At 66.3% G+C, this 25,460-nt stretch carries 22 protein-coding genes and 1 tRNA gene; 17 read left to right on the top strand and 6 right to left on the bottom strand.

The annotated features are described in order from the left end of the window. The first annotated feature begins 4 nt into the window (after positions 1-4). Positions 5-856: a DNA ligase gene (locus L1081_RS07180; RefSeq protein WP_489415808.1), complete on the top strand. Its 852-nt coding sequence runs from the start codon at positions 5-7 to the stop codon at positions 854-856. Positions 857-907: 51 nt separating this feature from the next. Here L1081_RS07180 and L1081_RS07175 read toward each other — a convergent pair whose 3' ends face one another. Continuing rightward, positions 908-3,211 (bottom strand): Orn/Lys/Arg family decarboxylase, encoded by a 2,304-nt coding sequence (locus L1081_RS07175; protein WP_489415807.1) that lies wholly within the window; start codon positions 3,209-3,211, stop codon positions 908-910. Between the two features lie 108 nt (positions 3,212-3,319). Here L1081_RS07175 and L1081_RS07170 point away from each other — a divergent pair, with 108 nt between their 5' ends. The 5 genes from L1081_RS07170 to L1081_RS07150 all read left to right on the top strand — a co-directional run bounded on the left by L1081_RS07170 (position 3,320) and on the right by L1081_RS07150 (position 5,868). Continuing rightward, a complete protein-coding gene (locus tag L1081_RS07170) occupies positions 3,320-3,745 on the top strand; it encodes an NfeD family protein (RefSeq protein WP_489415806.1) in 426 nt (141 codons plus the stop codon). A gap of 28 nt (positions 3,746-3,773) precedes the next feature. Next, positions 3,774-4,703: an SPFH domain-containing protein gene (locus L1081_RS07165; protein ID WP_126745910.1), complete on the top strand. Its 930-nt coding sequence runs from the start codon at positions 3,774-3,776 to the stop codon at positions 4,701-4,703. A gap of 24 nt (positions 4,704-4,727) precedes the next feature. Then, positions 4,728-4,818, top strand: a tRNA-Ser gene (locus L1081_RS07160). A 201-nt stretch (positions 4,819-5,019) separates the two neighbouring features. Continuing rightward, entirely contained in the window at positions 5,020-5,376 is a 357-nt protein-coding gene (locus tag L1081_RS07155) for a hypothetical protein (RefSeq protein ID WP_489415805.1), read from the top strand. A 99-nt stretch (positions 5,377-5,475) separates the two neighbouring features. Continuing rightward, a complete protein-coding gene (locus L1081_RS07150; protein ID WP_319426083.1) occupies positions 5,476-5,868 on the top strand; it encodes a response regulator in 393 nt (130 codons plus the stop codon). 64 nt (positions 5,869-5,932) lie between these two features. Here L1081_RS07150 and L1081_RS07145 read toward each other — a convergent pair whose 3' ends face one another. From L1081_RS07145 to L1081_RS07130, 4 genes are all read right to left on the bottom strand, one after another. Next, positions 5,933-7,138 (bottom strand): branched-chain amino acid ABC transporter substrate-binding protein, encoded by a 1,206-nt coding sequence (locus tag L1081_RS07145; protein WP_319426085.1) that lies wholly within the window; start codon positions 7,136-7,138, stop codon positions 5,933-5,935. Positions 7,139-7,273: 135 nt separating this feature from the next. After that, on the bottom strand, positions 7,274-7,684 hold the full coding sequence (locus L1081_RS07140) for a hypothetical protein (RefSeq protein WP_489415804.1): 411 nt from the start codon (positions 7,682-7,684) through the stop codon (positions 7,274-7,276). Continuing rightward, positions 7,684-8,127 carry a DNA polymerase III subunit chi gene (locus tag L1081_RS07135; protein WP_489415803.1) on the bottom strand — a complete coding sequence of 148 codons (444 nt, stop codon included), beginning with the start codon at positions 8,125-8,127 and terminating at the stop codon, positions 7,684-7,686. Before L1081_RS07135 ends, L1081_RS07140 begins: the two co-directional genes overlap by 1 nt. Then, a complete protein-coding gene (locus L1081_RS07130) occupies positions 8,124-9,659 on the bottom strand; it encodes a leucyl aminopeptidase (protein ID WP_489415802.1) in 1,536 nt (511 codons plus the stop codon). The genes L1081_RS07135 and L1081_RS07130 overlap by 4 nt, the downstream gene beginning before the upstream one ends. A gap of 21 nt (positions 9,660-9,680) precedes the next feature. On the opposite strand from L1081_RS07130, the gene lptF reads away from it, so the two are divergent. The 6 genes from lptF to L1081_RS07100 all read left to right on the top strand — a co-directional run bounded on the left by lptF (position 9,681) and on the right by L1081_RS07100 (position 14,818). Further along, positions 9,681-10,820, top strand: a complete 1,140-nt coding sequence (gene lptF / locus L1081_RS07125) for an LPS export ABC transporter permease LptF (protein ID WP_489415801.1) — start codon at positions 9,681-9,683, stop codon at positions 10,818-10,820. Next, positions 10,817-11,926 (top strand): LPS export ABC transporter permease LptG, encoded by a 1,110-nt coding sequence (lptG, locus tag L1081_RS07120; RefSeq protein WP_124959574.1) that lies wholly within the window; start codon positions 10,817-10,819, stop codon positions 11,924-11,926. Before lptF ends, lptG begins: the two co-directional genes overlap by 4 nt. Positions 11,927-11,931: 5 nt before the next feature. Further along, positions 11,932-12,306 (top strand): CbiX/SirB N-terminal domain-containing protein, encoded by a 375-nt coding sequence (locus L1081_RS07115; RefSeq protein ID WP_489415800.1) that lies wholly within the window; start codon positions 11,932-11,934, stop codon positions 12,304-12,306. A gap of 63 nt (positions 12,307-12,369) precedes the next feature. Then, entirely contained in the window at positions 12,370-13,311 is a 942-nt protein-coding gene (locus L1081_RS07110; protein ID WP_012747830.1) for a CysB family HTH-type transcriptional regulator, read from the top strand. 38 nt (positions 13,312-13,349) lie between these two features. Further along, positions 13,350-14,525, top strand: coding sequence for a methionine aminotransferase (locus L1081_RS07105; RefSeq protein WP_489415799.1), 1,176 nt, complete (start codon positions 13,350-13,352; stop codon positions 14,523-14,525). Positions 14,526-14,659: 134 nt separating this feature from the next. Then, on the top strand, positions 14,660-14,818 hold the full coding sequence (locus L1081_RS07100; RefSeq protein ID WP_124959571.1) for a DUF3309 family protein: 159 nt from the start codon (positions 14,660-14,662) through the stop codon (positions 14,816-14,818). 74 nt (positions 14,819-14,892) lie between these two features. On the opposite strand, the gene hrpA is transcribed toward L1081_RS07100, so the two are convergent. Further along, a complete protein-coding gene (hrpA, locus tag L1081_RS07095; RefSeq protein ID WP_489415798.1) occupies positions 14,893-18,885 on the bottom strand; it encodes an ATP-dependent RNA helicase HrpA in 3,993 nt (1,330 codons plus the stop codon). 355 nt (positions 18,886-19,240) lie between these two features. Between hrpA and L1081_RS07090 the strand changes: the two genes are divergently transcribed. The 5 genes from L1081_RS07090 to dapD all read left to right on the top strand — a co-directional run bounded on the left by L1081_RS07090 (position 19,241) and on the right by dapD (position 25,447). Further along, the gene (locus L1081_RS07090) at positions 19,241-21,229 is read left to right on the top strand and encodes an AAA family ATPase (RefSeq protein ID WP_489415797.1); all 1,989 of its coding nucleotides are present in this window, start codon (positions 19,241-19,243) and stop codon (positions 21,227-21,229) included. 40 nt (positions 21,230-21,269) lie between these two features. Continuing rightward, positions 21,270-22,616, top strand: coding sequence for an amino-acid N-acetyltransferase (gene argA, locus L1081_RS07085; protein WP_012747826.1), 1,347 nt, complete (start codon positions 21,270-21,272; stop codon positions 22,614-22,616). A 28-nt stretch (positions 22,617-22,644) separates the two neighbouring features. Next, positions 22,645-23,283 (top strand): LysE family translocator, encoded by a 639-nt coding sequence (locus L1081_RS07080; protein ID WP_489415796.1) that lies wholly within the window; start codon positions 22,645-22,647, stop codon positions 23,281-23,283. Positions 23,284-23,357: 74 nt separating this feature from the next. Next, entirely contained in the window at positions 23,358-24,569 is a 1,212-nt protein-coding gene (gene dapC / locus L1081_RS07075) for a succinyldiaminopimelate transaminase (RefSeq protein ID WP_489415795.1), read from the top strand. A 44-nt stretch (positions 24,570-24,613) separates the two neighbouring features. Next, entirely contained in the window at positions 24,614-25,447 is an 834-nt protein-coding gene (gene dapD / locus L1081_RS07070) for a 2,3,4,5-tetrahydropyridine-2,6-dicarboxylate N-succinyltransferase (protein ID WP_319426098.1), read from the top strand. Positions 25,448-25,460: the final 13 nt, after the last annotated feature.

Raw genomic sequence — 25,460 nt, 5'->3', positions numbered from 1 at the left:
CCTCGTGCTGAACAGACGTTCCCTCCTGCTCGCCGGCCTCGGCGCGCTGGCGGCCCGCGTGGCCGCCGCGCGCGAGGCCGCGCCGGCATTGATGCTGGCCGAGGTCTATCGCCCCGGCATGTCGCTGGACGACTACTGGGTCAGCGAAAAATTCGACGGCGTGCGCGGCTACTGGGACGGCAAGCAGCTGTGGACGCGCGGCGGCGAACCGGTGGTGGCGCCCACCTGGTTCATTGCGCCGCTGCCCAAGCAGCCGCTCGACGGCGAGCTCTGGGCAGGCAGGGGCCAGTTCGCGCATGCGGTTTCCACCGTGCGCAGCCAGACGCCCAACGATGCCGCCTGGCACGGCATGCGCTTCATGGTGTTCGACCTCCCGGCCCAGGGCGGTGATTTCACGGCGCGGCTGGCCGTCCTGCGCAAACTGCTGCCGATCACCGATGCGCCGTGGGTGATGCCCGTGCCGCAGGAGCGCGCAACCACCCATGCGGAGCTGCAGGCCCTGCTCGCCAAGACGGTGAAGATGGGCGGCGAAGGCCTGATGCTGCACCGGGGCGGATCGCTCTACCGCGCCGAACGCAACAACGACCTGCTCAAGGTCAAGACCCACGACGACGCCGAGGCCCGGGTGGTCGGGCACATGCCCGGCAAGGGCCGGCACAGCGGCCGGTTGGGCGCGCTGCTGGTCGAAACTCCCGAGGGCAAGCGCTTCAAGCTCGGCAGCGGCCTGACCGACGCTGAGCGCGAGAACCCGCCCGCCATCGGAAGCTGGGTGACCTACCGCTACAACGGCACCAACCCGGGCGGCTTGCCCAGGTTCGCGCGCTTCATGCGGGTGCACAGCGACCGGCCCGCGTGAAGCGCAGCGCGCCCGCTGCGCGCGCCCCCTCCCCGCTTCCTTGCCGCTTGCCTACTTCTTCGACGCGGCCACGCAGTCCGCGTAGTAGCGCTTCTTGCCGGTTTCGTCGACGCGCGCCACCAGGCCGTGGATGTCGGTCTCGAAGCCAGGGCACTGCGAGTTGAACTCGCGCGAGAACCGCAGGTAGTCGACGATCTTCTTGTTGAACACCTCGCCCGGAATCAGGAGCGGAATGCCCGGCGGATACGGCGTGATCAGGCTCGTGGTGATGCGGCCTTCGAGCTCGTCGATCTCCACGCGTTCGGTCTTGCGGTGCGCAATGTGGGCGAAGGCGTCGCTCGGCTTCATGGCCGGCGTGAGATCGCTCAGGTACATCTCGGTCGTCAGGCGCGCCACGTCGTAGCGTGCGTAGAGCTGGTGGATGTGCTGGCACAGGTCGCGCAAGCCCAGGCGTTCGTAGCCGGGGTGCTGCTGGCAGAACTCCGGCAGGATGCGCCACATCGGCTGGTTGCGCGCGTAGTCGTCCTTGAACTGCTGCAGTGCCGTGAGCAGCGTGTTCCAGCGGCCCTTGGTGATGCCGATGGTGAACATGATGAAGAAGCTGTAGAGCCCGGTCTTCTCCACGATCACGCCGTGCTCGGCCAGGAACTTGGTCACCACGCTCGCGGGGATGCCGGTCTCGGCAAAGTTGCCTTCCAGGTCGAGGCCCGGCGTCACGATGGTCGACTTGATCGGGTCGAGCATGTTGAAGCCGTCGGCCAGCTCGCCGAAGCCGTGCCAATTGCGCGGCGACTTCTTGTTCTTGCTTTGCTTGCCGTTCTTCTCGCCCGTCATGATCCAGTCTTCGGCGCGGCCGATGCCTTCGTCGACGAGCTTCTCGGGGCCCCAGACCTTGAACCACCACTCGTCCTTGCCGAATTCGTCTTCCACCTTGCGCATGGCGCGGCGGAAGTCGAGCGCCTCCAGGATGCTTTCTTCCACCAGCGCCGTGCCGCCGGGCGGCTCCATCATGGCCGCGGCCACGTCGCAGCTCGCGATGATCGCGTACTGCGGGCTGGTCGACGAGTGCATCAGGTAGGCCTCGTTGAACAGGTCGCGGTCGAGCGCACGGTTCTGCGAGTCCTGCACCAGCACGTGGCTGGCCTGGCTGATGCCCGCCAGCAGCTTGTGGGTCGACTGCGTGGCAAACACCAGCGACTCCTTCGGCCGCACGCGGCGCTTGCCCATCGCGTGGTAGGCACCGTAGAACGGGTGGAAGGCCGCATGCGGCAGCCAGGCCTCGTCGAAGTGCAGCGTGTCGACGTAGCCGTCGAGCATGTTCTTGATGGTCTCGGTGTTGTAGATCACGCCGTCGTAGGTCGACTGCGTGAGCGTCATCACGCGCGGCTTGACCTTGTTGGGGTCCACGTCGGCCAGCAGCGGATTGGCCTTGATCTTGGCCTTGATGGCGCTCTGTTCGAACTCGCTCTTCGGAATCGGGCCGATGATGCCGAAGTGGTTGCGCGTGGGCTTCATGAACACCGGAATCGCGCCGGTCATGATGATCGCGTGCAGGATCGACTTGTGGCAGTTGCGGTCGACCACCACCACGTCGTCGGGCGCCACCGTGTGGTGCCAGACCATCTTGTTGCTGGTGCTGGTGCCGTTGGTCACGAAGAAGCAATGGTCGGCGTTGAAGATGCGCGCCGCATTGCGCTCGCTGGCCGCCACCGGACCGGTATGGTCGAGCAGCTGGCCGAGTTCTTCCACCGCGTTGCAGACGTCGGCGCGCAGCATGTTCTCGCCGAAGAACTGGTGGAACATCTGGCCCACCGGGCTCTTCAGGAATGCCACGCCGCCCGAATGGCCCGGGCAGTGCCACGAGTACGAGCCGTCTTCGGCGTAGTCGATCAGCGCCTTGAAGAACGGCGGCTGCACGCCCTCGAGATAGCTCTTGGCCTCGCGGATGATGTGGCGCGCCACGAACTCCGGCGTGTCCTCGAACATGTGGATGAAGCCGTGCAGCTCGCGCAGGATGTCGTTCGGGATGTGGCGCGAGGTCTTGGTCTCGCCGTAGATGTAGATCGGCACGTCGGCGTTCTTGCGGCGCACCTCGCCGATGAAGCTGCGCAGGCTCAGCACGGCGGGATCGAGGTCGGGGCCGACCGTGAATTCCTCGTCGTCGATCGACAGGATGAAGGCGCTGGCGCGGCTTTGCTGTTGCGCGAACTGGCTCAGGTCCCCGTAGCTCGTGACGCCCAGCACCTCGAAGCCCTCGCTTTCGAAGGCCTGCGCGAGCGCGCGAATGCCGAGGCCCGAGGTATTTTCGGAGCGGAAGTCCTCGTCGATGATGACGATGGGGAAGCGAAATTTCATGAGCAGGGCTCCGGACAGGCAATGAGGCGCGAAGTGTACGGAATTCGGATGAAGGATTGAGTCAGGTTTTGACACAGAATGTCGTGCATTCACCAAAGAGGAGAAGTCATGGCGAATTCCACCATCTGGTGGCTGATAGCGGGGGCCGCCGTCGTGCTGGAGTTGCTTTCCGGCACGGTCTACCTGTTGCTGCTGGCGACCGGTTTCGCGGCGGCTGCCGTTGCGGCGCACCTGGGCGCCGGCACCGTCGCGCAACTGGTCGTGGCGGCGGTCGTCGGCGTAGGGGCCGTCCTGGTCTGGTATGCCATCCAGCGCCGGCGCCCGGCCGCTGCGCCCACGGCATCGAACCGCGATGTCAACCTGGACATCGGCGAGATCATCCACGTCGAGGCATGGAACCCCGACGGCACCGCCACCGTTCGCTATCGCGGCGCCCAGTGGACCGTGGTCCCGCGCTCGGGCCAGGCCCCCACCACCGGCGAACACCGCGTGGTCGAGGTGGTGGGCAGCCGCCTCGTGGTCGACAAGACCTGATCAGAACAGAACCCTAGAGGAGAAAACCATGGAATTTTCGGTACCCATCATCATCCTGGTCATTGCGATCATCTTCATCAGCCAGTCGGTCAAGTTCGTGCCGCAGCAGAACGCCTGGGTGCGCGAGCGCCTGGGCAAGTACCACGGCACCATGACGCCCGGGCCCAACTTCCTGATCCCGTTCATCGACCGGGTCGCCTATAAGCACAGCCTGAAGGAAATCCCGCTCGACGTGCCGAGCCAGATCTGCATCACGCGCGACAACACCCAGCTGCAGGTCGACGGCATCCTGTACTTCCAGGTGACCGACCCGATGCGGGCGAGCTACGGCTCGTCGAACTACATCGTGGCCGTGACGCAACTGGCGCAGACCTCGCTGCGCAGCGTGATCGGCAAGCTCGAACTCGACAAGACCTTCGAGGAGCGCGACGTCATCAATGCGCAGGTGGTCGCGGCCATCGACGAGGCGGCGCTCAACTGGGGCGTGAAGGTGCTGCGCTACGAGATCAAGGACCTGACGCCGCCCAAGGAAATCCTGCTGGCCATGCAGGCGCAGATCACCGCCGAGCGCGGCAAGCGCGCCCTCATCGCCGCCTCCGAAGGCCGCCGCCAGGAGCAGATCAACATCGCCACCGGCGAGCGCGAGGCCTTCATCGCCCGCTCCGAAGGCGAGAAGCAGGCCCAGATCAACAATGCCCAGGGCGAGGCCGCCGCCATCACCGCAGTGGCCACCGCTACGGCCGACGCCATCGAACGCGTGGCAGCCGCCATCCGCCAGCCCGGCGGCGAGCAGGCCGTGCAGCTCAAGGTGGCCGAGCGCGCGGTCGACGCCTACGGCAAGGTCGCGGCCGATTCCAAGACCACGCTGATCGTGCCGAGCAACATGAGCGAAACCGCCGCCCTCATCGCTTCCGCGATGCGCATGGTCCAGGCCGGCAAGCCGCAAAATCCGGCCTGAGCGACTGCTACAATCGAAGGCTCAGGAGCGGTGGATGAGCGGTTTAAGTCGCACGCCTGGAAAGCGTGTGAGGGTTAATAGCCCTCCGCGGGTTCGAATCCCGCCTGCTCCGCCAGAGAAGTCATAGGTTTCATGCGGGTTTCCAACCCGTCAGCATGTTTACCCACATCAAACCCATCAATGCAGAAACGCTTTGATGGGTTTTTTGTTGGGAAAGTGCGTTGCCTTGAAGCAACTGGGAGATTGGCCCGGCCCGCTTCGTCTGGCGGTACCATCCAAAGGTTTTACTTTCAAGCCTGCAAAAGGAGGAGCCTCGATGGCTGGACAGTCCCCCACCGTGCCGCGTGGCAAGACGTCGCTCGACAAGACGCTCAAGAAGAGCGAGGAAGTGGCCGCCGATGTGCAGCGGGCCTCGGACAATCTCGCGGTCGTGAACACGGTGCTCGAACAGGAGCTTCCGGACGAAGTGCAGGTTGGCGAAGTGGCGCAGGCCATCGAGCAGACGGGCCAGCTCGAGCAGAAGCTCGCCAAATCGGCCGAGAAGCTGGCCGAGGTCAACGCGGCGCTGAGCGAGGAAATCGAGAAGCGCCGCGAAGTGACGGCCGAGCGCGATGAAAGCCAGGCACTGGCCGAAGAGCTCAAGGCAAGGATCCGCTCCGACAACAAGCACTGAGCGCAGCGCCGCGCCAGAACGCGCTGTCCGTATCCCTTCTCCTACGCTGCGGCCGCCTCCGGCACGCTACGCTATTGGTTCTCAGAACGAAACCACGGCATGGCCCTCATCACGTTCCTCGTCGAGGACAACAAGACCATCAGGGACAATCTGGTCCCGGCCCTCGAAGATCTGGTCAATGGCCAGGTCGTCGGCTTTGCCGAAACCGAAACGGATGCCCTCGCCTGGCTCGCCCTTCATCCCCATGACTGGCAGCTGCTCATCGTCGACCTGTTCCTGAAGGAAGGCTCCGGCCTGGGCGTGCTCTCGGGCTGCAAGGCACGTGGTCCGGGCCAGCGCGTCGTGGTGTTGAGCAACTACGTCACCGCCGACATCCGCGCACGCTGCGAAGCGCTGGGCGCCGATGCGGTATTCGACAAGTCGCGCGATCTCGACGCCTTCATCGAATACTGCAACACCGACCGGCCCTCGGGGTTTGCAACCCTGGCCTGAGAAGAGCGGCCGGCACGCGCAAAAAAAAGGGCCCGAAGGCCCTTTTCTCTTTTACGCGCCTGGATCAGCGAACCACGGCGATCTGCGTACGCACGCCACCCTTGTAGGTGAAGAGCGTCAGCGCGCCGTTCTTGATGTCGCCCTTTTCGTCGAAGGCGATCGGGCCGGTCACGCCCTTGTATTGCACCTTGCCGACTTCGGGCAGGTACTTTTCAGGATCGGAAGAACCGGCCTTGACCATGGCTTCGGCCAGCACGTTGACCGCGTCGTAGACGTACGGTGCGTAGATCTGCACTTCCACGCCGTTCTTGGCCTTGAACTTGGCCTTGAAGTCTTCCAGCGGCTGCTTGAAGTCGCCGTCCACACCGCCGGCTTCGGCGCAAACCACCATCTCTTCGCCGATGGCATCGCCAGCCAGCTTCGGCAGTTCGCCGGTGCACAGGCCGTCGCCACCCATGAACTTGACGTTCAGGCCGAGCTGCTTGACCTGCTTGAGCATCGGGCCGCCAACGGCGTCCATGCCGCCGAAGAACAGCACGTCAGGCTTGGCAGCCTTGAGCTTGGTCAGGATGGCGTTGAAGTCGGTCGACTTGTCGGTGGTGAACTCGTGGCCGACGATGGTCGCGCCGGCGGCCTTGGCTGCCTTCTCGAACTCTTCGGCAACGCCTTGGCCGTAGGCCGTGCGGTCGTCGATCACGGCAATGTTCTTGCCCTTGAGCGTTTCGACGGCGTACTTGCCCAGCGTGCCGCCGAGCTGCGTGTCGTCGGCCACCACGCGGAACGTGGTCTTGAAGCCTTGGCGCGTGTACTTGGGATTGGTGGCCGATGGCGAGACCTGCGGAATGCCAGCGTCGCTGTAGAGCTTGGAAGCGGGAATGGTCGTGCCCGAATTCAGGTGGCCGACGATGCCGTTGACCTTGCTGTCGACCAGCTTCTGGGCCACTGCGGTGCCTTGCTTCGGATCGCCGGCGTCGTCTTCTGCCAGCAGTTCGAACTTGGCAACCTTGTCGCCGATCTTGAGGCCCTTGGCATTGAGGTCTTCGATGGCCATCTTGGCGCCGAACTCGTTGTCCTTGCCCAGGTGGGCAATGGCGCCGCTGGTGGGGCCGACGTGGCCGATCTTGACGATCAATGCGTCTGCCGGAGGCGCTGCAGGTGCGGGAGCCGCTGCCGTGGGCGCCGGAGCGGCGGGCGCAGCAGCTTCTTCTTTCTTGCCGCAAGCCACAAGCGTGAGAGCAGCCAGTGCGACCGCAGTCCATTTCAATTGCATGAGAACCTCCAGAACATTGATGAATAAACTAAAAACCGGTCGTGTGATCCGGGCGCGAAGACCTCGCAAGTTTCGCGCCGCAGTCCAGCGGCACCCTCCCGCCCCATCGACCTGGCGCGCAGTTTAGCTGAAGCTTTATGCGCCGGAAGCTGGCGTAGACCCTGTGTTTTCAGAGAGCTCGGCGGCCATGGCCTCGATCACCAAAGCACGCAGCACGGCCTCGATTTCCTCGCGCAACCGAGGCACCATCGCATCGAGTTGCTGCTGCACGGCGGCAGAGACCGTGTCGCTCAGGCGCTCTTCCAGGGACAGGTCGACGCGCTGCAGGACGCGGTGCAGAAGCTGCTCTTCGAGGCGGACGATTTCGGCCTCGGAGCGCTGCTCGGCCGGCGGCAATGCCACCGCTTCGGCGGGGTCGATCGCCGGTGGTGGCGGCGCGCTGGCGGGCGTTGCCGCCTCGGGGGCGCCCAGCGGCTCGGCCGGCAGGTCGAGCACCGTGGTCAGCGTGGGAACGAACCGGGGCGGCGTACGCAGCGTGCTGGCCATCAGGAAGCGCTCCTCGCAAAGTCGTGCGGCTGGATCGAATAGCCCCGGTCGGCATAGTGGCGCCAGCGCGAGCGGCCGATCTGCCGGTCGTCGGCCTCGTTGCTCACGATGTCGACCAGACGCTCGAAGCGCTCGAAGCCGACGGGCACTGTGGGCCCGAGATTGACCAGCATCTCGCGGTGCGCGAGCCCCGCGGCGTCCGTGCCCTCGGTACAAAGAATGACCGGCGAGCGCGCCACCAGGTGGGGCTGCGCATCGCCGCGGCAATGCGCGATGAAGTCGCAGGGCGAGAGCTGCCAGAGCGCCGCATCGACCGCCTCCAGCATCTGCGGCTCGCCCACCACGACCACCCGCAAGCCGCGCGCGCTCACGGCCTTGCGGACCAGCCGGCAGGCATAGTTCGCCTTGTCCGGCAGATTGAAGTGAAAGCCGATTTCCGTCACTGCGCGGACCGGGCCTTGCGCGCGGCCGCGCCGGGCTCCTTGCGCGCCGCCTTCCTGGGCGATGCCGCCTGGGCCGCGCCGCTGCGCGCGCGTTCCATCAGATAGGAGACCAGCAGGCCCACCGGCCGGCCGGTCGAGCCCTTGGCCGCCCCGCTCTTCCAGGCCGTGCCCGCGATGTCCAGGTGGGCCCAGGCGAAATCGCCGGCAAAGCGCTGCAGGAACTTGGCCGCGGTGATGGCGCCGCCGGCACGGCCGGCCACGTTGGCGACATCGGCAAAGTTGCTCTTCAGGCCTTCGGCATATTCGTCGTCCAGCGGCAGCCGCCAGCAGCGGTCCTGCGACTGCTCGCCGGCCGCATGGAGCGCGTCGGCCAGCGAATCGTCGCTGGTGAACAGGCCGCTGCGCACGCCGCCCAGCGCCACCACGCAGGCGCCGGTGAGCGTGGCGATGTCGATCACGGCCGCGGGCTCGAAACGCTTGGCATAGGTGAGTGCATCGCACAGGATGAGGCGGCCTTCGGCATCCGTGTTGAGCACTTCGATGGTCTGGCCGCTCATGCTGGTCACCACGTCGCCGGGCTTGATCGCGCGGCCGTCGTTCATGTTCTCGCACGAGGGCACGAGGCCCACCACGTTGATGGCGGGCTGGATTTCGCCGAGCGTGCGGAAGGTGCCCAGCACGCTGGCCGCGCCGCACATGTCGAACTTCATTTCGTCCATTTCGGCCGCCGGCTTCAGCGAGACGCCGCCGGTGTCGAAGGTGATGCCCTTGCCGACCAGCACCACGGGCGCCTGGTCCTTGGGCCCGCCCTGATAGCGCAGCACGATGAAGCGCAGCGGCTCGGCCGAGCCTTGCGCCACGGCCGCAAAAGAGCCCATGCCGAGTTTTTGCACTTCCTTGGGCCCCAGCACCTCGCATTTGATGCGGGGCAGCTTGCCGAGCTCCTTGGCCGCCTCGGCCAGCAGCGTGGGCGTGCAGTAGTTGCCGGGGCGGTTGCCCCACTCTTTTGCGAGTTCGATGCCGGAGACGGTGGCACGGGCTTCGTCGAAGGCCTTGCCCACTGCTGCGGCATCGGCCACGCCGAGCGTCAGGTGGCGGATGGTGCGCCCGTTCTCGCCGTTCGAGGCCTTGGCCTTGGTGGTGGTGTAGACGTAGCTGGCGTCGGCGGCGGCGGCCACGGCGCAGGCCACGGCGGCGCCATCGGCCTCTTGCGCGAAGGCCATGACCACGCGCTTGGGCCCGTAGGCCTTGGCCGCATTGACCGCCGCAATGACGCCGCTGCGCACCGAGGCGGGCTTTGCGTCGCCGATGGCGGCCAGCACCACGCGCGAGGCCACCACCTCGTCGGGGTGGTAGAGCGCGAGCAGCTTGCCGGCCTTGTCGGGCAGGTCGCCGGCCTTGCGGGCGCTGGCAATCAGCGCGGACAGCGGGTCCTTGGCGGTGAGGGGGGCGCTGCCGACGAGCACGATCAGCACGTCGGATTTTTCGGCCGCGGCGCGGGCGACGGTGAGGGTCTTGAGCTGAAAGTCCATAATCCTTTTTTTCCTCGAACGATGTTATTCCATTCTTCCCTACGCAAGGAGCTGTCGCGCAGCTTCGGAGCGACCCTCGTGGTCCTGGTCACCATCGTGATGACCATGATGCTCATCCGCACGCTCGGGCTCGCCTCCAAGGGCAGCGTGAACCCGTCCGAAGTGTTTCTCGTGATGGCGTACACGGTGCTCGGCTACATGCCGACCATCCTGAGCCTGAGCCTGTTCATCGCCATTGTCGGCACCTTGTCGCGCATGTACCGCGACAGCGAGATGGTGATCTGGTTTTCCAGCGGACGGGGCCTGGCCGATTTCGTCGAGCCGCTGTTCCGCTTTGCCTGGCCGGTGCTGGTGCTGATCGCCGTCATGGCGCTGCTGGGCTGGCCCTGGGCCAACTCGCAGACCATCGGCATGCGGGCGCAATATGAAGGGCGCAGCGACATCGAGCGCGTCACGCCGGGCGAATTCCGCGAATCGTCCGGGCGCATGCGGGTCTTCTTCATCGACAAGGACACGCCGGACGGCGCCACGGCCACCAATGTGTTCATCTGGGCGATCGAGCGGGGGCTGCAGATCACGACGTCGGCGCGCAGCGGACGCATCGAGAACGTCGGCAACAACCGCTTCCTGATGCTGAGCAACGGGCAGCGGCTCGAGCGGCCACTGCTGCCCACCGAGGGGCTCAAGATCAGCGAATTCGAGACCTATGGCACCCGGGCCGGCGGCACCTCCGACTTCTCCGCGGACAACACGCCCGCGCGCGCCAAGCCCACGCTCCAGCTGCTGCGCGAGCCCGGCGACGCCAGCCGCGGCGAACTGGCCTGGCGCATCGGCATGCTGCTGGCGGCCATCAATTTCGTGCTGCTGGCGCTCACGGTGTCGAGCGTCAACCCGCGCGTGGGGCGAAGCGGCAACCTGCTGTTCGCGCTGTTCGCCTTCGTCGTCTACTACAACATGCTCAACCTGGGCCAGAGCTGGATCAGTTCCGGGCGCTTCGGCATGGGCTCGTTCATGCTGCTGCTGCACGGCGGTGTCCTGCTGATCGGCGTCGCCTGGCTGCTCCTGCGCAACAACAACTGGGGCCGCAGGCGCAGGACCGAGCACGTCATGGCCGGTGGCCTGCCGCCTTCGCCGCCCTCGAAAATCGACCCGACCTCGTGAAAACAATCCGACGCCTGATCTATGTCGAGGCACTGAAGGCCGTGGCTTTCGTGACCCTCGGCTTCCTGAGCCTGTTCTTCTTCTTCGACTTCGTCGACGAGCTGCAGTCGATCGGCAGGCCTGAAAGCCTTGCCTACGGCCCCGCGCAGGCACTGATCTACGTGACCCTGCTGATTCCGAGCCACCTCTACGAACTGCTCCCGATCACGGTGCTGATCGGCTGCATCTTCGTGATGGCGCGCCTTGCGCAAAGCTCCGAATACACCATCCTTCGCACCAGCGGCCTGGGGCCGTGGCGCGCCCTGCGCACCCTGCTGCTGCTGGGCGTGGGCTTCGTCTTTCTGACCTTTGCCATCGGCGACTACATCGCACCGGCTTCCGAGCGCACCGGCCAGCTGCTCAAGTCCCGCTACCAGGGCTCCTATTCGCTCGTCGGCAACACGGGTGCATGGCTCAAGGAAAAGCGCGAGAACGTGTCCTATGCCGTCAACGTGCTGTCCATCGCGCGCGACGGTTCGCTCAAGAATGCGCGCATCTTCGAGTTCGATGCCAACGGCTATGTGCGCAAGCAGCTCGTCGCGTCATCGGCCCGCATCTTCGACGACCACTGGCAGCTGTCGGACGTCGAGCTGCAGGACTACGAGACGCGCACCTCCGCGGAAAAGGCCCGCATCGTGACCACCAAGGTGCCGCAGCTCGACTGGCCGACCACGCTGACCAGCGAAATGGTGTCGGTGGCGCTGCTGCGGCCCGACCGCATGGGCACCATCGACCTGTTCGACTACATCCAGCACCTGGAGGCCAACGGCCAGACCGCGCAGCGCTACGAGATCCAGTTCTGGCGCAAGGTCTTCTACCCGCTTTCATGCCTGGTGATGGTGGTGCTCGCCCTGCCCTTCGCCTATCTGCACTTCCGCCAGGCCGGCATCACCACCTATGTGTTCGGCGGCGTGATGATCGGCATCAGCTTCTTCCTGCTGAACAACGTGTTCGGCTATCTCGGCAACCTGAGCAACTGGTCGCCATGGCTGACGGCGGCGGCGCCCGGGCTCATCTATTCAGTGATGTCGCTTGCCGCCTTCAGCTGGCTGGTGCTTCGAAGGTAGCGCAGATGGCAACGGGGAATGCGAGGGGCATCGTGCTGCTGGCCCACGGTTCGCGCGACGAGCGCTGGCGCGAGCCCATCGAGGCGGTGGCCGCACGCGTCACGGCGCTCGACCCGCAGGCCCGCGTGGTCTGTGCCTACATGGAGCTTGCGGCGCCCGACCTGCGCACCGCCGCCGCAGCCCTGGTCGCCAGCGGCGCCAAGGTGGTCCGGGTGGTTCCGCTCTTCCTCGGCATGGGCAAGCACGCGCGCGAAGACTTGCCACTGCAGGTGGAGGCGCTGCGCCAGGCCTGGGCGCAAGTCGACTTCCAGCTGGCCGGTATCGTTGGCGAAGAGCCCGAACTGGTCGATCTGCTGGCCAGAATTGCAAGCAAATCTTGAAGTTCCGGCAATTTCCATAGACTCCGAAGGCATAATGAATTCCGTAATAAGACGGAATTTGATATGAATCTGCACCAGTTCAAGTTTGTTCAGGAAGCCGTGCGGCGCAACCTGAACCTGACGGAGGCGGCGAAGGCGCTGCACACCTCGCAGCCGGGCGTGTCCAAGGCCATCATCGAACTCGAGGAAGAGCTCGGCGTCGAGATCTTCGCGCGCCATGGCAAGCGCCTGAAGCGGGTCACCGAGCCGGGCCAGCACGTCATCGCGAGCATCGAATTGATCATGCGCGAAGTCGGCAACCTCAAGCGCATCGGCGAGCAGTTCAGCGCGCAGGACAGCGGCACGCTCTCGATCGCCACCACCCACACCCAGGCGCGCTACGTGCTGCCGGTGCCGGTGGCCAAGCTGCGCGAGGCCTACCCCAAGGTCAACGTGAGCCTGCACCAGGGCTCGCCCGACCAGGTCGCGCGCATGGTGATCGACGAGATCGCCGAAGTGGGCATTGCCACCGAATCGCTCTCGGACTACACCGAGCTCGTGACCCTGCCCTGCTACGAATGGCAGCACGTGCTGGTGCTGCCCAAGGACCATCCGCTGGCGGCCAAGGAGCGCATCTCGCTCGAAGACCTGGCGCACGAACCCATCATCACCTACCACCCGTCGTTCACCGGCCGCACACGCATCGACCATGCCTTTGCGCAGAAGAAGCTCACGCCGCGCATTGCGCTCGAAGCCATCGACTCCGATGTGATCAAGACCTACGTGCGCCTGGGCCTCGGCGTGGGCATCGTGGCCGAGATGGCGGTCCGCGACGAATCGAACGCCGATCTCGTGGTGCGTCCCATGGGCCACGTCTTCGGCCAGAACATCGCGCGCGTGGCGTTCAAGCGCAGCGCCTACCTGCGCAACTTCGTCTTCAAGTTTGCCGAGCTGCTGTCCGACCGGCTCGACCGCAACCTGATCGCCAAGGCCCTGAGCGGCCACCAGCAAGACTACGAACTTTGATCCAGACCCCGATTCCGAATCCGATTCCGAGCACCACCATGAGCGCCCTTCCTTCCTCCCCCCGCACCCCGGAGATCGCCACCAAGCTGCCCGCCGTAGGCACCACCATCTTCACCGTGATGTCCGCGCTCGCGGCAGAAAAGAATGCGGTGAACCTCGGCCAGGGCTTCCCCGACTTCAACTGCGACCCGAAGCTGCTCGAAGACGTCACGGCCGCCATGGCCGCGGGCCACAACCAGTACCCGCCGATGCCCGGCATCCCGGCATTGCGCGAAGCCATTGCAGGCAAGATCTCGGCGCTCTACGGCCACGACTACAGCGCCGCCGACGAGATCACCGTCACCGCCGGCGCGACGCAGGCCATCATCACCGCCATCCTTGCCGTGGTACGCGCGGGCGACGAGGTGATCGTTCTGGAGCCCTGCTACGACAGCTATGTGCCCAACATCGAGCTGGCCGGCGGCCGCGTGGTGCGCGTGCCGCTCGTGCCCGGCACCTTCCGCCCCGACTTCGACAAGATCGCCGCGGCGCTCACGCCGCGCACACGGGCGATCATCGTCAACACGCCGCACAACCCGAGCGCCACGGTCTGGACCGCCGCCGAGATGCGCAAGCTCGAGGAGCTGCTGGCCCCGACCGACGTCCTCGTGATTGCCGACGAGGTCTACGAGCACATGGTCTACGACGGTGCGCAGCATGAGAGCGTGGCGCGCTTCCCGGACCTCGCGGCGCGCAGCTTCATCGTGAGCAGCTTCGGCAAGACCTACCACGTCACCGGCTGGAAGGTCGGCTTCGTGGCCGCGCCCGCGCCCCTGATGGCCGAGTTCCGCAAGGTGCACCAGTTCAACGTGTTCACCGTCAACACGCCGATGCAGCATGCGCTCGCGCAGTACATGGCCGAGCCAAAGCCGTACCTCGAGCTGCCCGCCTTCTACCAGCGCAAGCGCGACCTGTTCGCCGCCGGCCTGGCCCAGAAGACCCGCTTCAGGCTGCTGCGCAGCGAGGGCAGCTATTTCCAGTGCGTCGACATCTCGGCGGTGAGCGATCTGTCCGAAGCCGAGTTCTGCCTGTGGCTCACGCGCGAGATCGGCGTGGCGGCGATTCCGCTGTCGGCGTTCTACGGCAATGGCTTCGACCAGCGCGTGGTCCGCTTCTGCTTTGCCAAGAAGGACGAGACGCTGATTGCGGCGCTGGATCGGCTCGCACGGCTTTGAACGGGCTCGCACGGCTTGAATGCCGACGACGCCGGTAGGAAAGCCCTGACCACCGAAGAAGCGGCTATCCGGCGTGCCGCGGGTCTCCTGAGATCGAGCATGAATCTCGTAACAACAAGGCCCAGGAGAAACGCATGTCCCTCTCGTTCATTCTGCTGATCGTTCTGATACTGCTTCTGATCGGTGCGCTGCCGAGCTGGGGTTACAGCCGGAGCTGGGGCTACTGGCCCAGCGGCGGGCTGGGCCTGGTCCTGCTGATCATCATCATCCTGGTGCTGATGGGCCGCATATGACGCTGCCCGGGAGTTCCGGCACCTGAAGGAAGCCCGCGAGAAGCGGGCTTTTTTTTGTCGCCCGCCGATCCCGCTCAGGCCTGCAGCTGGGCCCAGGCCTTGTCCAGCCGCTTGATGCTGACCGGCTGCGGCGTGCGCAGCTCCTGCGCGAAGAAGCTCACGCGAAGCTCCTCGAGCAGCCAGCGGAATTCAAGCATGCGTTCGTCCACCACGCCCTTGCGCTCGGCCACCAGCCGCCAGTAGCGCTGCTCCTGCGGCCGCAGCTCGGCCAGCTTGGCGGCATCGCGCGCGGGGTCGCCGCGCAGCTTGTCGAGCCGTAGCACGATGGCCTTGAGATAGCGCGCGAAATGCTGCAGCTGCGTCCACGGCGCGTCGGCAATGAAACGCTTGCCGACCAGGCGCTGCAGCTGCTGCGCGGCGTCCTGCACGGCCTCGGGCTGGATCTTCGTGTCCTTGATCTTGCGCGCGGCGGCCGCGTACTCGGCCAGGATGGCCGAGGCCAGGCGCGCCACCTCGTTGGCGATCAGCGTGAGCCGGCCGCGGCCTTCTTCGAGGCGGCGCTTGAACGCGAACTCGTCGGTGGGCAGCGGCTCCTGCAGGAAGGCCCGGTCGATCGCCACGTCGATGATCTGCGTGCGCAGCTCCTCGGAGGTACCCAGCGGCATGTAGGCCACGGCCATCTTCTGCAGGTCGGGGATGTTCTTCTCGAGGTACTTGAGTGCGTCCTTCAGCTGCAGCGCGAACAGGCGGCGCAGCCCGGCGCGATGCTTCGCGGCCGCCACGGCGGGCTCGTCGAACACCTCGATGGTGACGGCATCGCCTTCGTCGCGTAGCGCCGGAAATCCGATCAGTGACTGCGATCCGCGCCGAACTTCCATCAGCTCGGGCAGTTCGCCGAAGCTCCAGTTCGTGTAGCGCTGGCCCGCGGGCAGGCTGGGCGCGGCGGGGGCCGGCGCGGCGGCATTGCCCTTTGCCTGCCCGCGTCCCTCGGTGGCATCTACCGGCTTGCGGTCCGCCGAAGCCTTGACGTTGAGGCCGGCGAGGGCCTGGAAAGCGCCCCGCGCCTGCGCGCCCAGCTCGGCCTTGAGGGCGCCCAGGTTGCGTCCCATGCCAAGCTGGCGCCCGTGCTCGTCCACGATGCGCAGGTTCATGAACAGGTGCGGCGGCAGCATGTCGAGCTTGAAGTCGGCGCGCTTGACGTCGATGCTCGTGGCGTCGCGCACGCGCTTGAGCAGCACGTCGGTCAGCGAGCCATGGCCGAACACCTCGGGCGCCGAAAGCTCTTCCGCCAGCCTGGCCGCCGACTCGGGCAGCGGCACCAGCCGCGAGCGCGGGCGCTGCGGCAGGCTCTTGAGCAGCGCCTGGATCTTGTCCTTGAGCATGCCCGTCACCAGCCATTCGCAGCGCTCTTCGCTCACCTGGTTGAGCACGAAGAGCGGCACGCTGGCCGTGAGGCCGTCCTTCGCATCGCCCGGCTCGTGCAGGTAGCTGGCCGCGCAGTCGACGCCGCCCAGCCGCAGCGTGGGCGGAAAGGACTGCGTGGTGATGCCCGCCGCCTGGTGGCGCATCAGTTCCTCGCGCGTCAGGAAAAGCAGGCGCGGCTGCTCCCTCGAGGCATGGCGGTACCAGTTCTCGAAGCTGATGCCGCTTGCCACGTCGGCGGGCAGCTGCGCGTCGTAGAAGGCGAAGATCAGTTCGTCGTCGACCAGCACGTCCTGCCGGCGTGCCTTGTGCTCCAGCCCCTCGACCTCGCGCACCAGCTTGCGGTTGGCCGCGAGGAACGGGAACTTGCTTTCCCATTGCCCGCCGACCAGCGCTTCGCGGATGAAGATCTCGCGCGCCGCGACCGGATCGACCTTGGTGAAATCGACCCGACGCCCGCTGTACACCACGAGGCCGTAGAGCGTCGCGCGCTCCAATGCCGAAACCTGTGCGCCCTTCTTCTCCCAGTGCGGGTCGAGCAGCTGCTTCTTCAGCAGATGGCCGGCCACTTGCTCGAGCCACTGCGGTTCGATGTTGGCGATGCCGCGGCCGAAGAGGCGCGTGGTCTCGACCAGTTCGGCCGCGACGATCCAGCGGCCGGGCTTCTTCTTCAGGTGCGCGCCCGGATGCTTGTAGAACTTGATGCCGCGCGCCCCCAGATACGCCTCGTCGTCTTCCAGCTTCCAGCCTACGTTGCCGAGCAGGCCCGCGAGCATCGACAGGTGCAATGGCTCGTAGCCAGCCGGCTCGGCGTTGATGCGCCACTTGTGCTCGGTCACGACCGTGAGCAGCTGGGAATGGATGTCGCGCCATTCGCGTACGCGGCGGATGTTGATGAAGTTCTGGCGCAGCAGCTGCTCGTACTGGCGGTTGCTGAGCTTGTGAGTGTCTCCATGGCCGCCGCGTGCATCGGCGATCCATTTCCACAGCCGCAGGTAGCCGCTGAATTCGCTCTTCTCGTCGTCGAACTTGGAATGCGCCTGGTCGGCCTGCTGCTGCGCGTCCATTGGCCGGTCACGCACGTCCTGCACGCTGAGCGCCGACGCAATGATCAGCACCTCTTCGAGCGCGCCGCGCGTGCGGGCTTCAAGAATCATCCGGCCCACGCGCGGATCGAGTGGCAGCTTGGCGAGTTCGGCGCCCGTGGCCGTGAGTTCGTTGGCGTCGTCGACCGCGCCCAGCTCGTTGAGCAGCTGGTAGCCGTCGGCAATCGCGCGCGGCGACGGCGCCTCGAGAAATGGAAAGCGCGCCACGTCGCCCAGGCGCAGCGACTTCATGCGCAGGATCACGCCGGCGAGCGACGAGCGCAGGATCTCGGGATCGGTGAAGCGCGGCCGGCCTTCGAAATCCTTCTCGTCGTAGAGCCGGATGCAGATGCCGTTCGCCACGCGGCCGCAACGGCCGGCGCGCTGGTTGGCCGCGGCCTGGCTGATCGGCTCGACCAGCAGCTGCTCGACCTTGCTGCGGAAGCTGTAGCGCTTCACGCGCGCGGTGCCGGTGTCGATCACGTAGCGGATGCCCGGCACCGTGAGCGAGGTTTCCGCCACATTGGTGGCCAGCACGATGCGCCGGCCCGAATGGCTGTCGAAGATGCGGTCCTGCTCGGGGCCCGACAGCCGGGCGAACAGCGGCAGCACCTCGGCATTGCGAAACAGCGGCTGGTGGCTCAGATGGCGGCGCAGGTGGTCGGCGGCCTCGCGGATCTCGCGCTCGCCGGGCAAGAAGACCAGGATGTCGCCGGCGTTGTGCGGATCGCGCCAGAGCTCGTCGACGCCATCGGCAATGGCGTCGTTCAAATCGTGCTCGCGCGATTCCTCGAAGGGCCGGTAGCGCTGCTCGACCGGGAAGGTGCGGCCCGACACCATGATGGTGGGCGCGGGAATCATTGGCCCCCACGCTCCGCGCTGCGCGTCGTCGCTGCCCCCCGAGGGGGCGTCGCCCGCCTTGGGGCGGCCCGGCGGCGGGGCGGCCGAGGCAAAGTGCTGCGCGAAGCGTTCGGCGTCGATGGTGGCCGAGGTCACGATCACCTTCAGGTCGGGCCGGCGCGGGAGGATTTCGCGCAGGTAGCCGAGCAGGAAGTCGATGTTGAGCGAGCGCTCGTGCGCCTCGTCGATGATCAGCGTGTCGTAGGCCTTGAGCAGCGGATCGGTCTGCGTCTCGGCCAGCAGGATGCCGTCGGTCATGAGCTTGACCGACGCATCGCGGCTCAGCCGGTCCTGGAAGCGCACCTTGAAGCCGACCACGTCGCCCAGCGGCGTCTTCAGCTCTTCGGCGATGCGCTTGGCGACCGAGCTGGCGGCAATGCGCCGCGGCTGCGTGTGGCCGATGAGCCGGCCCTGGCCCGGCGGTGCATTGAGCTTGCCGCGGCCGAGCGCCAGCGCGATCTTCGGCAGCTGGGTGGTCTTGCCCGAGCCCGTTTCGCCGCAGACGATCACCACCTGGTGCGCCGCGATGGCGGCCATGATTTCATCGCGCCGGCCGGAGACCGGAAGCGATTCGGGAAAGTCGATGCGCAAGGGGGCGGAAGGTGTCGTGGTCGTCAAGGGGAAAGCTGTTCGGGAAGGCGCGGCAGGCAAACCGCACATTATCGGCGCGCGCCGCCGCTGTTGCACGCCTCCCACAATGCGCGGCCATTGCGCCACACGTGGCGTAAATAGTCTTTACTTCAAAGAATCCCGCCGCTAGGATTGCGGCCATGACCTCCTTCCTCGTACCCCCCACTTTGCGCAGCCGCCGCGCAAGCCATGCCTCGGTGCATGGCCGGGTCGAGCTGCCGCGTCCGGCCTGAAGAAGAAGCCCGCGCGTCCGTTGCACCGGACGCCTGCTCGCTTCCGGGGCCGAAGCGCAGCAACCGGCCTCCCGCAGCGTCTGCACTTGCCGCCTCCTCGTCGCGAGGGAGCGGCGGCTTCTTCATTTCCGTTTTTATTTTTTAAGAATTCCATGTCCAACGACATTCATTCAGGCCTGCATGCAGCGCTGTCCGAGCGGACGCGCCATCTGCAGGCGGTGGCCCAGGCGCTCAAGACCGAGCTCTTCGGCATCGACGACATCATCGATCGCGTGATCGATTCGCTGCGCGCCTGGTACGTGCTGCCGCAACTCATCAGCCGCCCAGTCATCGTGTGCCTCTGGGGCCTCACGGGCACCGGCAAGACGCAGCTGGTGCGCAGGCTCGCGCAGCACCTGGGTTTCTACGACCGCTTCATCGAGGTACAGATGGACGGCTTCAGCCATGGCTCGGGCTACGGCAGCCGGGGTTCGATCTCGGCCATGCTGGCCGAATCGGGCATCGACGAAGGCACGCCGGGCATCCTGGTGCTCGACGAATTCCAGCGCTTCCGCACGCTCGACGGCAACGGCCACGACGCCAAGGTCGAGCGCTACCAGGACGTATGGGCGCTGCTGTCCGACGGCCGGCTGCCGCCGGCGCTGTCGATGCTCGGCGAGATCGAGTCCTCGCTTGCCCAGGCCGAATATGAACAGGACCGCGACGGCCCCGCCGACAAGAAGAAGGCGAAGAAGCGAAAGCTGCACCTCGCGCCCTGGGAGGCGCAGGAGGTCAAGCGCTGCCTCAAGCTGCCCGACACGCTGCTGCAGATCATGGCCTGGAAGCCGGCCGAGGTGCATGCGCGGCTGCGCGCCTTCCGCGACTCGCAGCAGGCCTGGGAAACTGACTACAGCAAGCTGCTGGTGTTCGTCTCGGGCAACCTCGACGAGATGTACGCAGAGACCGCGCGCCGCGTGGAAGACTGCGACACCGATGCCGACATCTTCCATGCACTGACGAAGAAGCTCTCGCTGATCGACGTCAAGAAGGCGCTGGCCGAGCGCTTCAAGCCCGAGCAGATTGCGCGGCTGGGCAACAACCACGTCATCTATCCCTCGTTCAGCCGGGCCACCTATGTGCAGCTGATCCTGTCGATCTGCGACCGCTACGTGGAAGACATCCGCCAGAGCTCGGGCGTGCGCTTCATGCTCGAGTCGAGCGTGTACGAGCAGATCTATGCCAACGCCGTCTTTCCTGCGCAGGGCACGCGCCCGCTGTTCTCGTCGATCCATGCGATCCTGAGCGCGACGCTGGTCAACGCCGCGCTCTGGGCGCTGGAGCAAGGTGCGGGCGGCGGCGAGCCGGTGTGGCTGTCGCTGGAAACGGCGGCGGACAAGTCCTGCATCGTGGCGCGGTATCGCAAGGGCAAGGCGCAGCGCCGCTTCCCGGTCACGCTCGAGCTCAACCAGCTCAAGAAGCGCTCGAGCGAGGACTTCCGCGCCCTGCTCGCCGTGCACGAGGCGGGCCATGGCGTGGCCTACGGCCTGCTCTTCGGCCGCGCGCCGCAGGAGATCAAGATCAACGTCGCGTCCTTCGAAGGCGGCTACAACAGCTACGAGCAGCGCAAGGCCTGGTCCCGGCAGAACCTGCGCGACCGCATCTGCGTGAGCCTGGCGGGCCGCGCGGCCGAGCAGATGGTGTTCGGCGCGCAGGCCTGCACCTCGGGCGCCTCGCAGGATTTCCGCCAGGCCACCGCCTACGCCGCGCAATACGTGCGCCATTTCGCCTTCGGCGCGCGGCTGAGCCGCACCGACGTGGCCAACGACGCCGAGGACAACCTCAACACCGACCTGGAAGCCACCAACCCTGAAATCGAGGCGCTGCTGGCGCAGGAGCATGCGCGTGCGCTGGCACTGCTCGAGGCGCACGCGCCGGCCTTCATGGCGGTGGTGGACGCCCTGGTGCGCGAAGGCTCGGTGGCGCCGGCGCAACTGGCCGGCATGCTCGATCTGCCCGCCGAGGCAGGCGATTCGACCGATGCCTATGCCGCCCTGCTGGCCACTTTCAAGGCCCGCAGGGTGGACGGCCCGGTACCGCCCGAGTCCGACGGGGGCCCTGGCGCGGCCACCCGCGCCGCCCTGCTGCTGCGCGCGATGGCCTGAGCTGCACCAAGCGCCCTCCAAGAATGCACAATCACGCTCCATGTCCACCGTTTTCAACTTCACCTTCGTGCCCTGGTTCCGCTCGGTCGCGCCCTACATCCACACGCACCGCGGCAAGACCTTCGTGGTCGCACTGGCAGGCGAGGCGATCGCGGCGGGCAAGCTGCAGAACATTGCGCAGGACCTGGCGCTGATCCAGAGCATGGGCGTCAAGATCGTGCTGGTGCACGGCTTCCGCCCCCAGGTCAACGAGCAGCTCGCGGCCAAGGGGCACGAGGCGCGCTATTCGCACGGCATCCGCATCACCGACGAGGTGGCGCTCGACTCGGCCCAGGAAGCCGCCGGCCAACTGCGCTACGAGATCGAGGCGGCCTTCAGCCAGGGCCTGCCGAACACGCCGATGGCCGGGTCGACGGTGCGCGTGATCTCGGGCAACTTCATCACCGCGCGCCCCGTGGGCGTGGTCGATGGCGTGGACTTCAAGCATTCGGGCCTGGTGCGCAAGGTCGATGCCGTGGGCATCCGCCGCACGCTCGACTTCGGCGCCATGGTGCTGATGTCGCCCTTCGGCTTCTCGCCCACGGGCGAGGCCTTCAACCTGACGATGGAAGAAGTCGCCACCAGCGTGGCCATCTCCATCCAGGCCGACAAGCTGATCTTCCTGACCGAAATCCCGGGCATCCGCATCGACAGCGAATTGCCGGAGAGCGAAGACAACCCCATCGACACCGAGCTGCCGCTCGCCGCGGCCGAGAAGCTGCTGGCCTCGCTGCCGCCGCCGCAAAAGCCCACCGACACCGCCTTCTACCTGCAGCACTGCGTGAAGGCCTGCAAAGGCGGCGTGGAGCGCAACCACATCCTGCCGTTCGCGCTGGACGGCGCGCTGCTGCTCGAGGTGTATGTGCACGACGGCGTCGGCACCATGGTGATCGACGAGAAGCTCGAGAGCCTGCGCGAAGCCACGGTCGACGACATCGGCGGCATCCTGCAGCTGATCGAGCCCTTCGAGCGCGACGGCACGCTGGTCAAGCGTGACCGCACCGAGATCGAGCGCGACGTGGGCCACTACACGGTCATCGAGCACGACGGCGTGATCTTCGGCTGCGCGGCACTCTACCCCTACCCCGAGGCAAAGACCGCCGAGATGGCCGCGCTGACCGTCTCGCCCCAGTCGCAATCGCAGGGCGACGGCGAGCGCATCCTCAAGCGCATCGAGCACCGCGCCAAGGCCATGGGCCTGGAGAGCATCTTCGTGCTCACCACGCGCACCATGCACTGGTTCCTCAAGCGCGGCTTCCAGCAGGTCAACCCCGACTGGCTGCCCGAAGCCCGCAAGCGCAAGTACAACTGGGACCGCAAGAGCCAGGTGCTCGTCAAGAAAATCTGAACCTGGAAGAAGAAGGACACCCGCCGCCATGACGCTCGCCACCGCCCTGCTGTTCGCCCTCGTCGCCTTCACGGCCATCGCTACGCCCGGCCCTACGGTGCTGCTGGCGCTGAGCAACGGCTCCCGCCACGGCGTGCGCCGGGCGCTGCCGGGCATGCTCGGCGCGGTGCTGTCCGACTTCGTGCTGGTCGGCGCCGTGGCGCTCGGGCTCGGTGCACTGCTCGCGGCGTCGGAGTTCTGGTTCTCGATGCTCAAGTGGGTGGGCGCCGTCTACCTGGCCTGGCTCGGGCTGCGCATGCTGCGCTCCAAGGGCGGCTTCAAGCTGCCGGATGCGGACTCTGCCGCCTCGGTCACGGCGGGCGAAAGCCGGCGCATCTTCTTCAAGTCCTTCCTGGTGGCGGTGACCAACCCCAAGGGCTACATCTTCTGCTCGGCGCTCCTGCCGCAGTTCATCGATCCGGCGGCTGCGCAGGCGCCGCAGTACCTGATCATTGCCTTGATCTTCGCGGGCCTCGACACGCTGGTGATGCTGGGCTATGCCTTCCTCGGCGCCCGCGCGATCCGGGTGCTCACGGTATCGGCCACGCGCTGGGTCGATCGCGCCTGCGGCGGCATGCTGCTGGCGCTGGCGGGCTCGCTCGCGTTCTACCGGCGCAGCGCGGCCTGACGCCTGCCAGCCGTCATGGCTGTCAGTAGCCGCCTCGGCAGGAGCGGTAACACCTGTCACCGATAATCCCGGGCATGAATCCCCTGCTTTCCCGGTTGCAACCCTATCCCTTCGAGCGGCTGAAGCAACTGTTCGCGGGCATCACGCCCAACCCCGAGTTCCCGGCCATCAGCCTGGGCATCGGCGAACCCAAGCACGCCACGCCAGGCTTCATCAAGGACGCCCTGAGTGCCAGCCTCGGCGCGCTGGCCGCCTACCCCGCGACCGCGGGCGATTTGGCTCTGCGCACCGCCTTCACCGATTGGCTGAAAACCCGCTACAGCCTCGCCCTCGACCCGGCCACGCAGGTGCTGCCTGTCAACGGTTCGCGGGAAGCCCTGTTCTCGCTGGCGCAGACCGTGGTCGACCCCACCGCCTCGCCGCAGCCGGTGGTGATGTCGCCCAATCCGTTCTATCAGATTTACGAGGGCGCGGCCCTGCTTTCGGGCGCCGAGCCGTACTACGTGGCCAGCGTGCCCGCGCGTAATTTCGCAGTAGCCTGGGACAGCGTGCCCGAGGCCGTCTGGGCCCGCACACAGTTGGTGTTTGTCTGCTCGCCAGGCAACCCGACGGGCGCGGTGATGTCGCTGGACGAATGGAAAAGGCTCTTCGATCTGTCGGACCGCCACGGTTTCGTGATTGCCGCCGACGAGTGCTACAGCGAAATCTATTTCCGCGACGAGCCCCCGCTCAGCGGCCTCGAAGCCTCGGTGAAGCTCGGGCGGCCCGACTTCCGGAACCTGATTGCGCTGACCTCGCTGTCCAAGCGCAGCAATGTGCCCGGCCTGCGCAGCGGCTTCGTGGCGGGTGACGCGGCCATCATCAAGAAGTTCCTGCTCTATCGCACCTACCACGGCAGCGCCATGAGCGGTGCCGTGGCCGCGGCCAGCATCGCGGCCTGGGGCGACGAGTCCCATGTGGTGGACAACCGCGCTCAGTACCGCGCCAAGTTCGCGGCCGTGACGCCGCTGCTCGAACCGGTGCTCGACGTGCGCCTGCCCGATGCCAGCTTCTACCTCTGGGCCGGCATTCCCGAAGTGTGGGCTGGCGACGACGAAGCCTTCGCCCGCGCGCTCTACGCTCAATACAATGTGACGGTTCTGCCGGGGAGCTATCTGGCGCGAGAGACCGCCCACGGCGCCAACCCTGGCCGCGGCCGCATCCGCATGGCACTGGTCGCCGAAACAGCCGAATGCGTGGAGGCCGCCCAGCGCATCGTCCGCTTCTGCAAGGACGCCCGCCGCTGATCCGCTTTTCCGCCCGCACCCATTTTTCACACGAGACTTTCTCCATGACCCAGCAACTGCAACAAATCATCGACGCCGCGTGGGAAGACCGCGCCAACATCTCGTCCAGCGCCGCCACTGCCGAAGTGCGCGATGCCGTCGAGCACGTGATTTCCGAACTCAACAACGGCAAGCTGCGCGTTGCCACCCGCGAAAGCGTGGGCCAGTGGACCGTGCACCAGTGGATCAAGAAGGCCGTGCTGCTGTCGTTCCGCCTGAAGGACAACGAGCAGATGCAGGCCGGCTCGCTGGGCTTCTACGACAAGGTGCCCACCAAGTTCTCGCACCTGTCGGCCAACGAGCTGAAGGAATCGGGCGTTCGCATCGTGCCGCCGGCCGTGGCCCGCCGCGGCAGCTACATCGCCAAGGGCGCGATCCTCATGCCTTCCTACGTGAACATCGGCGCCTACGTGGGCGAAGGCACCATGGTCGACACCTGGGCCACGGTAGGTTCTTGCGCACAGATCGGCGCCAACGTGCACCTGTCGGGCGGCGTCGGCATCGGCGGCGTGCTCGAGCCGCTGCAGGCCGGCCCCACCATCATCGAGGACAACTGCTTCATCGGCGCGCGCTCCGAAGTGGTCGAGGGCGTGGTGATCGAGGAAAACTCGGTGCTCGGCATGGGTGTGTACATCGGCCAGAGCACCCCGATCTTCAACCGCGACACCGGAGAGACTTCCTTCGGCCGCGTGCCGTCCGGCAGCGTCGTCATCAGCGGCAACCTGCCCAAGAAGACCAAGTCGGGCCAGGAATACAGCACCTACGCGGCGATCATCGTCAAGACGGTCGATGCGCAAACGCGTTCCAAGACCAGCCTGAACGACCTGCTGCGCGACTGATCGACAGGCTCCT

This window comes from Variovorax sp. MSC1_012 (assembly GCF_023667525.1).
Taxonomy (GTDB): Bacteria; Pseudomonadota; Gammaproteobacteria; order Burkholderiales; family Burkholderiaceae_C; genus Variovorax; species Variovorax beijingensis_B.
The sequence above is the reverse complement of the archived record's forward strand: the minus strand, read 5'-3'. Positions and strand labels throughout refer to the sequence as shown.

Excerpts from the sequence above, each read along its gene's own strand:
- L1081_RS07175 (WP_489415807.1), bottom strand. The coding sequence starts at position 3,211 with ATGAAATTTCGCTTCCCCATCGTCATCATCGACGAGGACTTCCGCTCC.
- L1081_RS07170 (WP_489415806.1), top strand. The coding sequence starts at position 3,320 with ATGGCGAATTCCACCATCTGGTGGCTGATAGCGGGGGCCGCCGTCGTG.
- L1081_RS07165 (WP_126745910.1), top strand. The coding sequence starts at position 3,774 with ATGGAATTTTCGGTACCCATCATCATCCTGGTCATTGCGATCATCTTC.
- L1081_RS07155 (WP_489415805.1), top strand. The coding sequence starts at position 5,020 with ATGGCTGGACAGTCCCCCACCGTGCCGCGTGGCAAGACGTCGCTCGAC.
- L1081_RS07150 (WP_319426083.1), top strand. The coding sequence starts at position 5,476 with ATGGCCCTCATCACGTTCCTCGTCGAGGACAACAAGACCATCAGGGAC.
- L1081_RS07145 (WP_319426085.1), bottom strand. The coding sequence starts at position 7,138 with ATGCAATTGAAATGGACTGCGGTCGCACTGGCTGCTCTCACGCTTGTG.
- L1081_RS07140 (WP_489415804.1), bottom strand. The coding sequence starts at position 7,684 with ATGGCCAGCACGCTGCGTACGCCGCCCCGGTTCGTTCCCACGCTGACC.
- L1081_RS07130 (WP_489415802.1), bottom strand. The coding sequence starts at position 9,659 with ATGGACTTTCAGCTCAAGACCCTCACCGTCGCCCGCGCCGCGGCCGAA.
- lptF (WP_489415801.1), top strand. The coding sequence starts at position 9,681 with ATGTTATTCCATTCTTCCCTACGCAAGGAGCTGTCGCGCAGCTTCGGA.
- L1081_RS07115 (WP_489415800.1), top strand. The coding sequence starts at position 11,932 with ATGGCAACGGGGAATGCGAGGGGCATCGTGCTGCTGGCCCACGGTTCG.
- L1081_RS07110 (WP_012747830.1), top strand. The coding sequence starts at position 12,370 with ATGAATCTGCACCAGTTCAAGTTTGTTCAGGAAGCCGTGCGGCGCAAC.
- L1081_RS07105 (WP_489415799.1), top strand. The coding sequence starts at position 13,350 with ATGAGCGCCCTTCCTTCCTCCCCCCGCACCCCGGAGATCGCCACCAAG.
- L1081_RS07100 (WP_124959571.1), top strand. The coding sequence starts at position 14,660 with ATGTCCCTCTCGTTCATTCTGCTGATCGTTCTGATACTGCTTCTGATC.
- hrpA (WP_489415798.1), bottom strand. The coding sequence starts at position 18,885 with ATGTGCGGTTTGCCTGCCGCGCCTTCCCGAACAGCTTTCCCCTTGACG.
- L1081_RS07090 (WP_489415797.1), top strand. The coding sequence starts at position 19,241 with ATGTCCAACGACATTCATTCAGGCCTGCATGCAGCGCTGTCCGAGCGG.
- argA (WP_012747826.1), top strand. The coding sequence starts at position 21,270 with ATGTCCACCGTTTTCAACTTCACCTTCGTGCCCTGGTTCCGCTCGGTC.
- L1081_RS07080 (WP_489415796.1), top strand. The coding sequence starts at position 22,645 with ATGACGCTCGCCACCGCCCTGCTGTTCGCCCTCGTCGCCTTCACGGCC.
- dapC (WP_489415795.1), top strand. The coding sequence starts at position 23,358 with ATGAATCCCCTGCTTTCCCGGTTGCAACCCTATCCCTTCGAGCGGCTG.
- dapD (WP_319426098.1), top strand. The coding sequence starts at position 24,614 with ATGACCCAGCAACTGCAACAAATCATCGACGCCGCGTGGGAAGACCGC.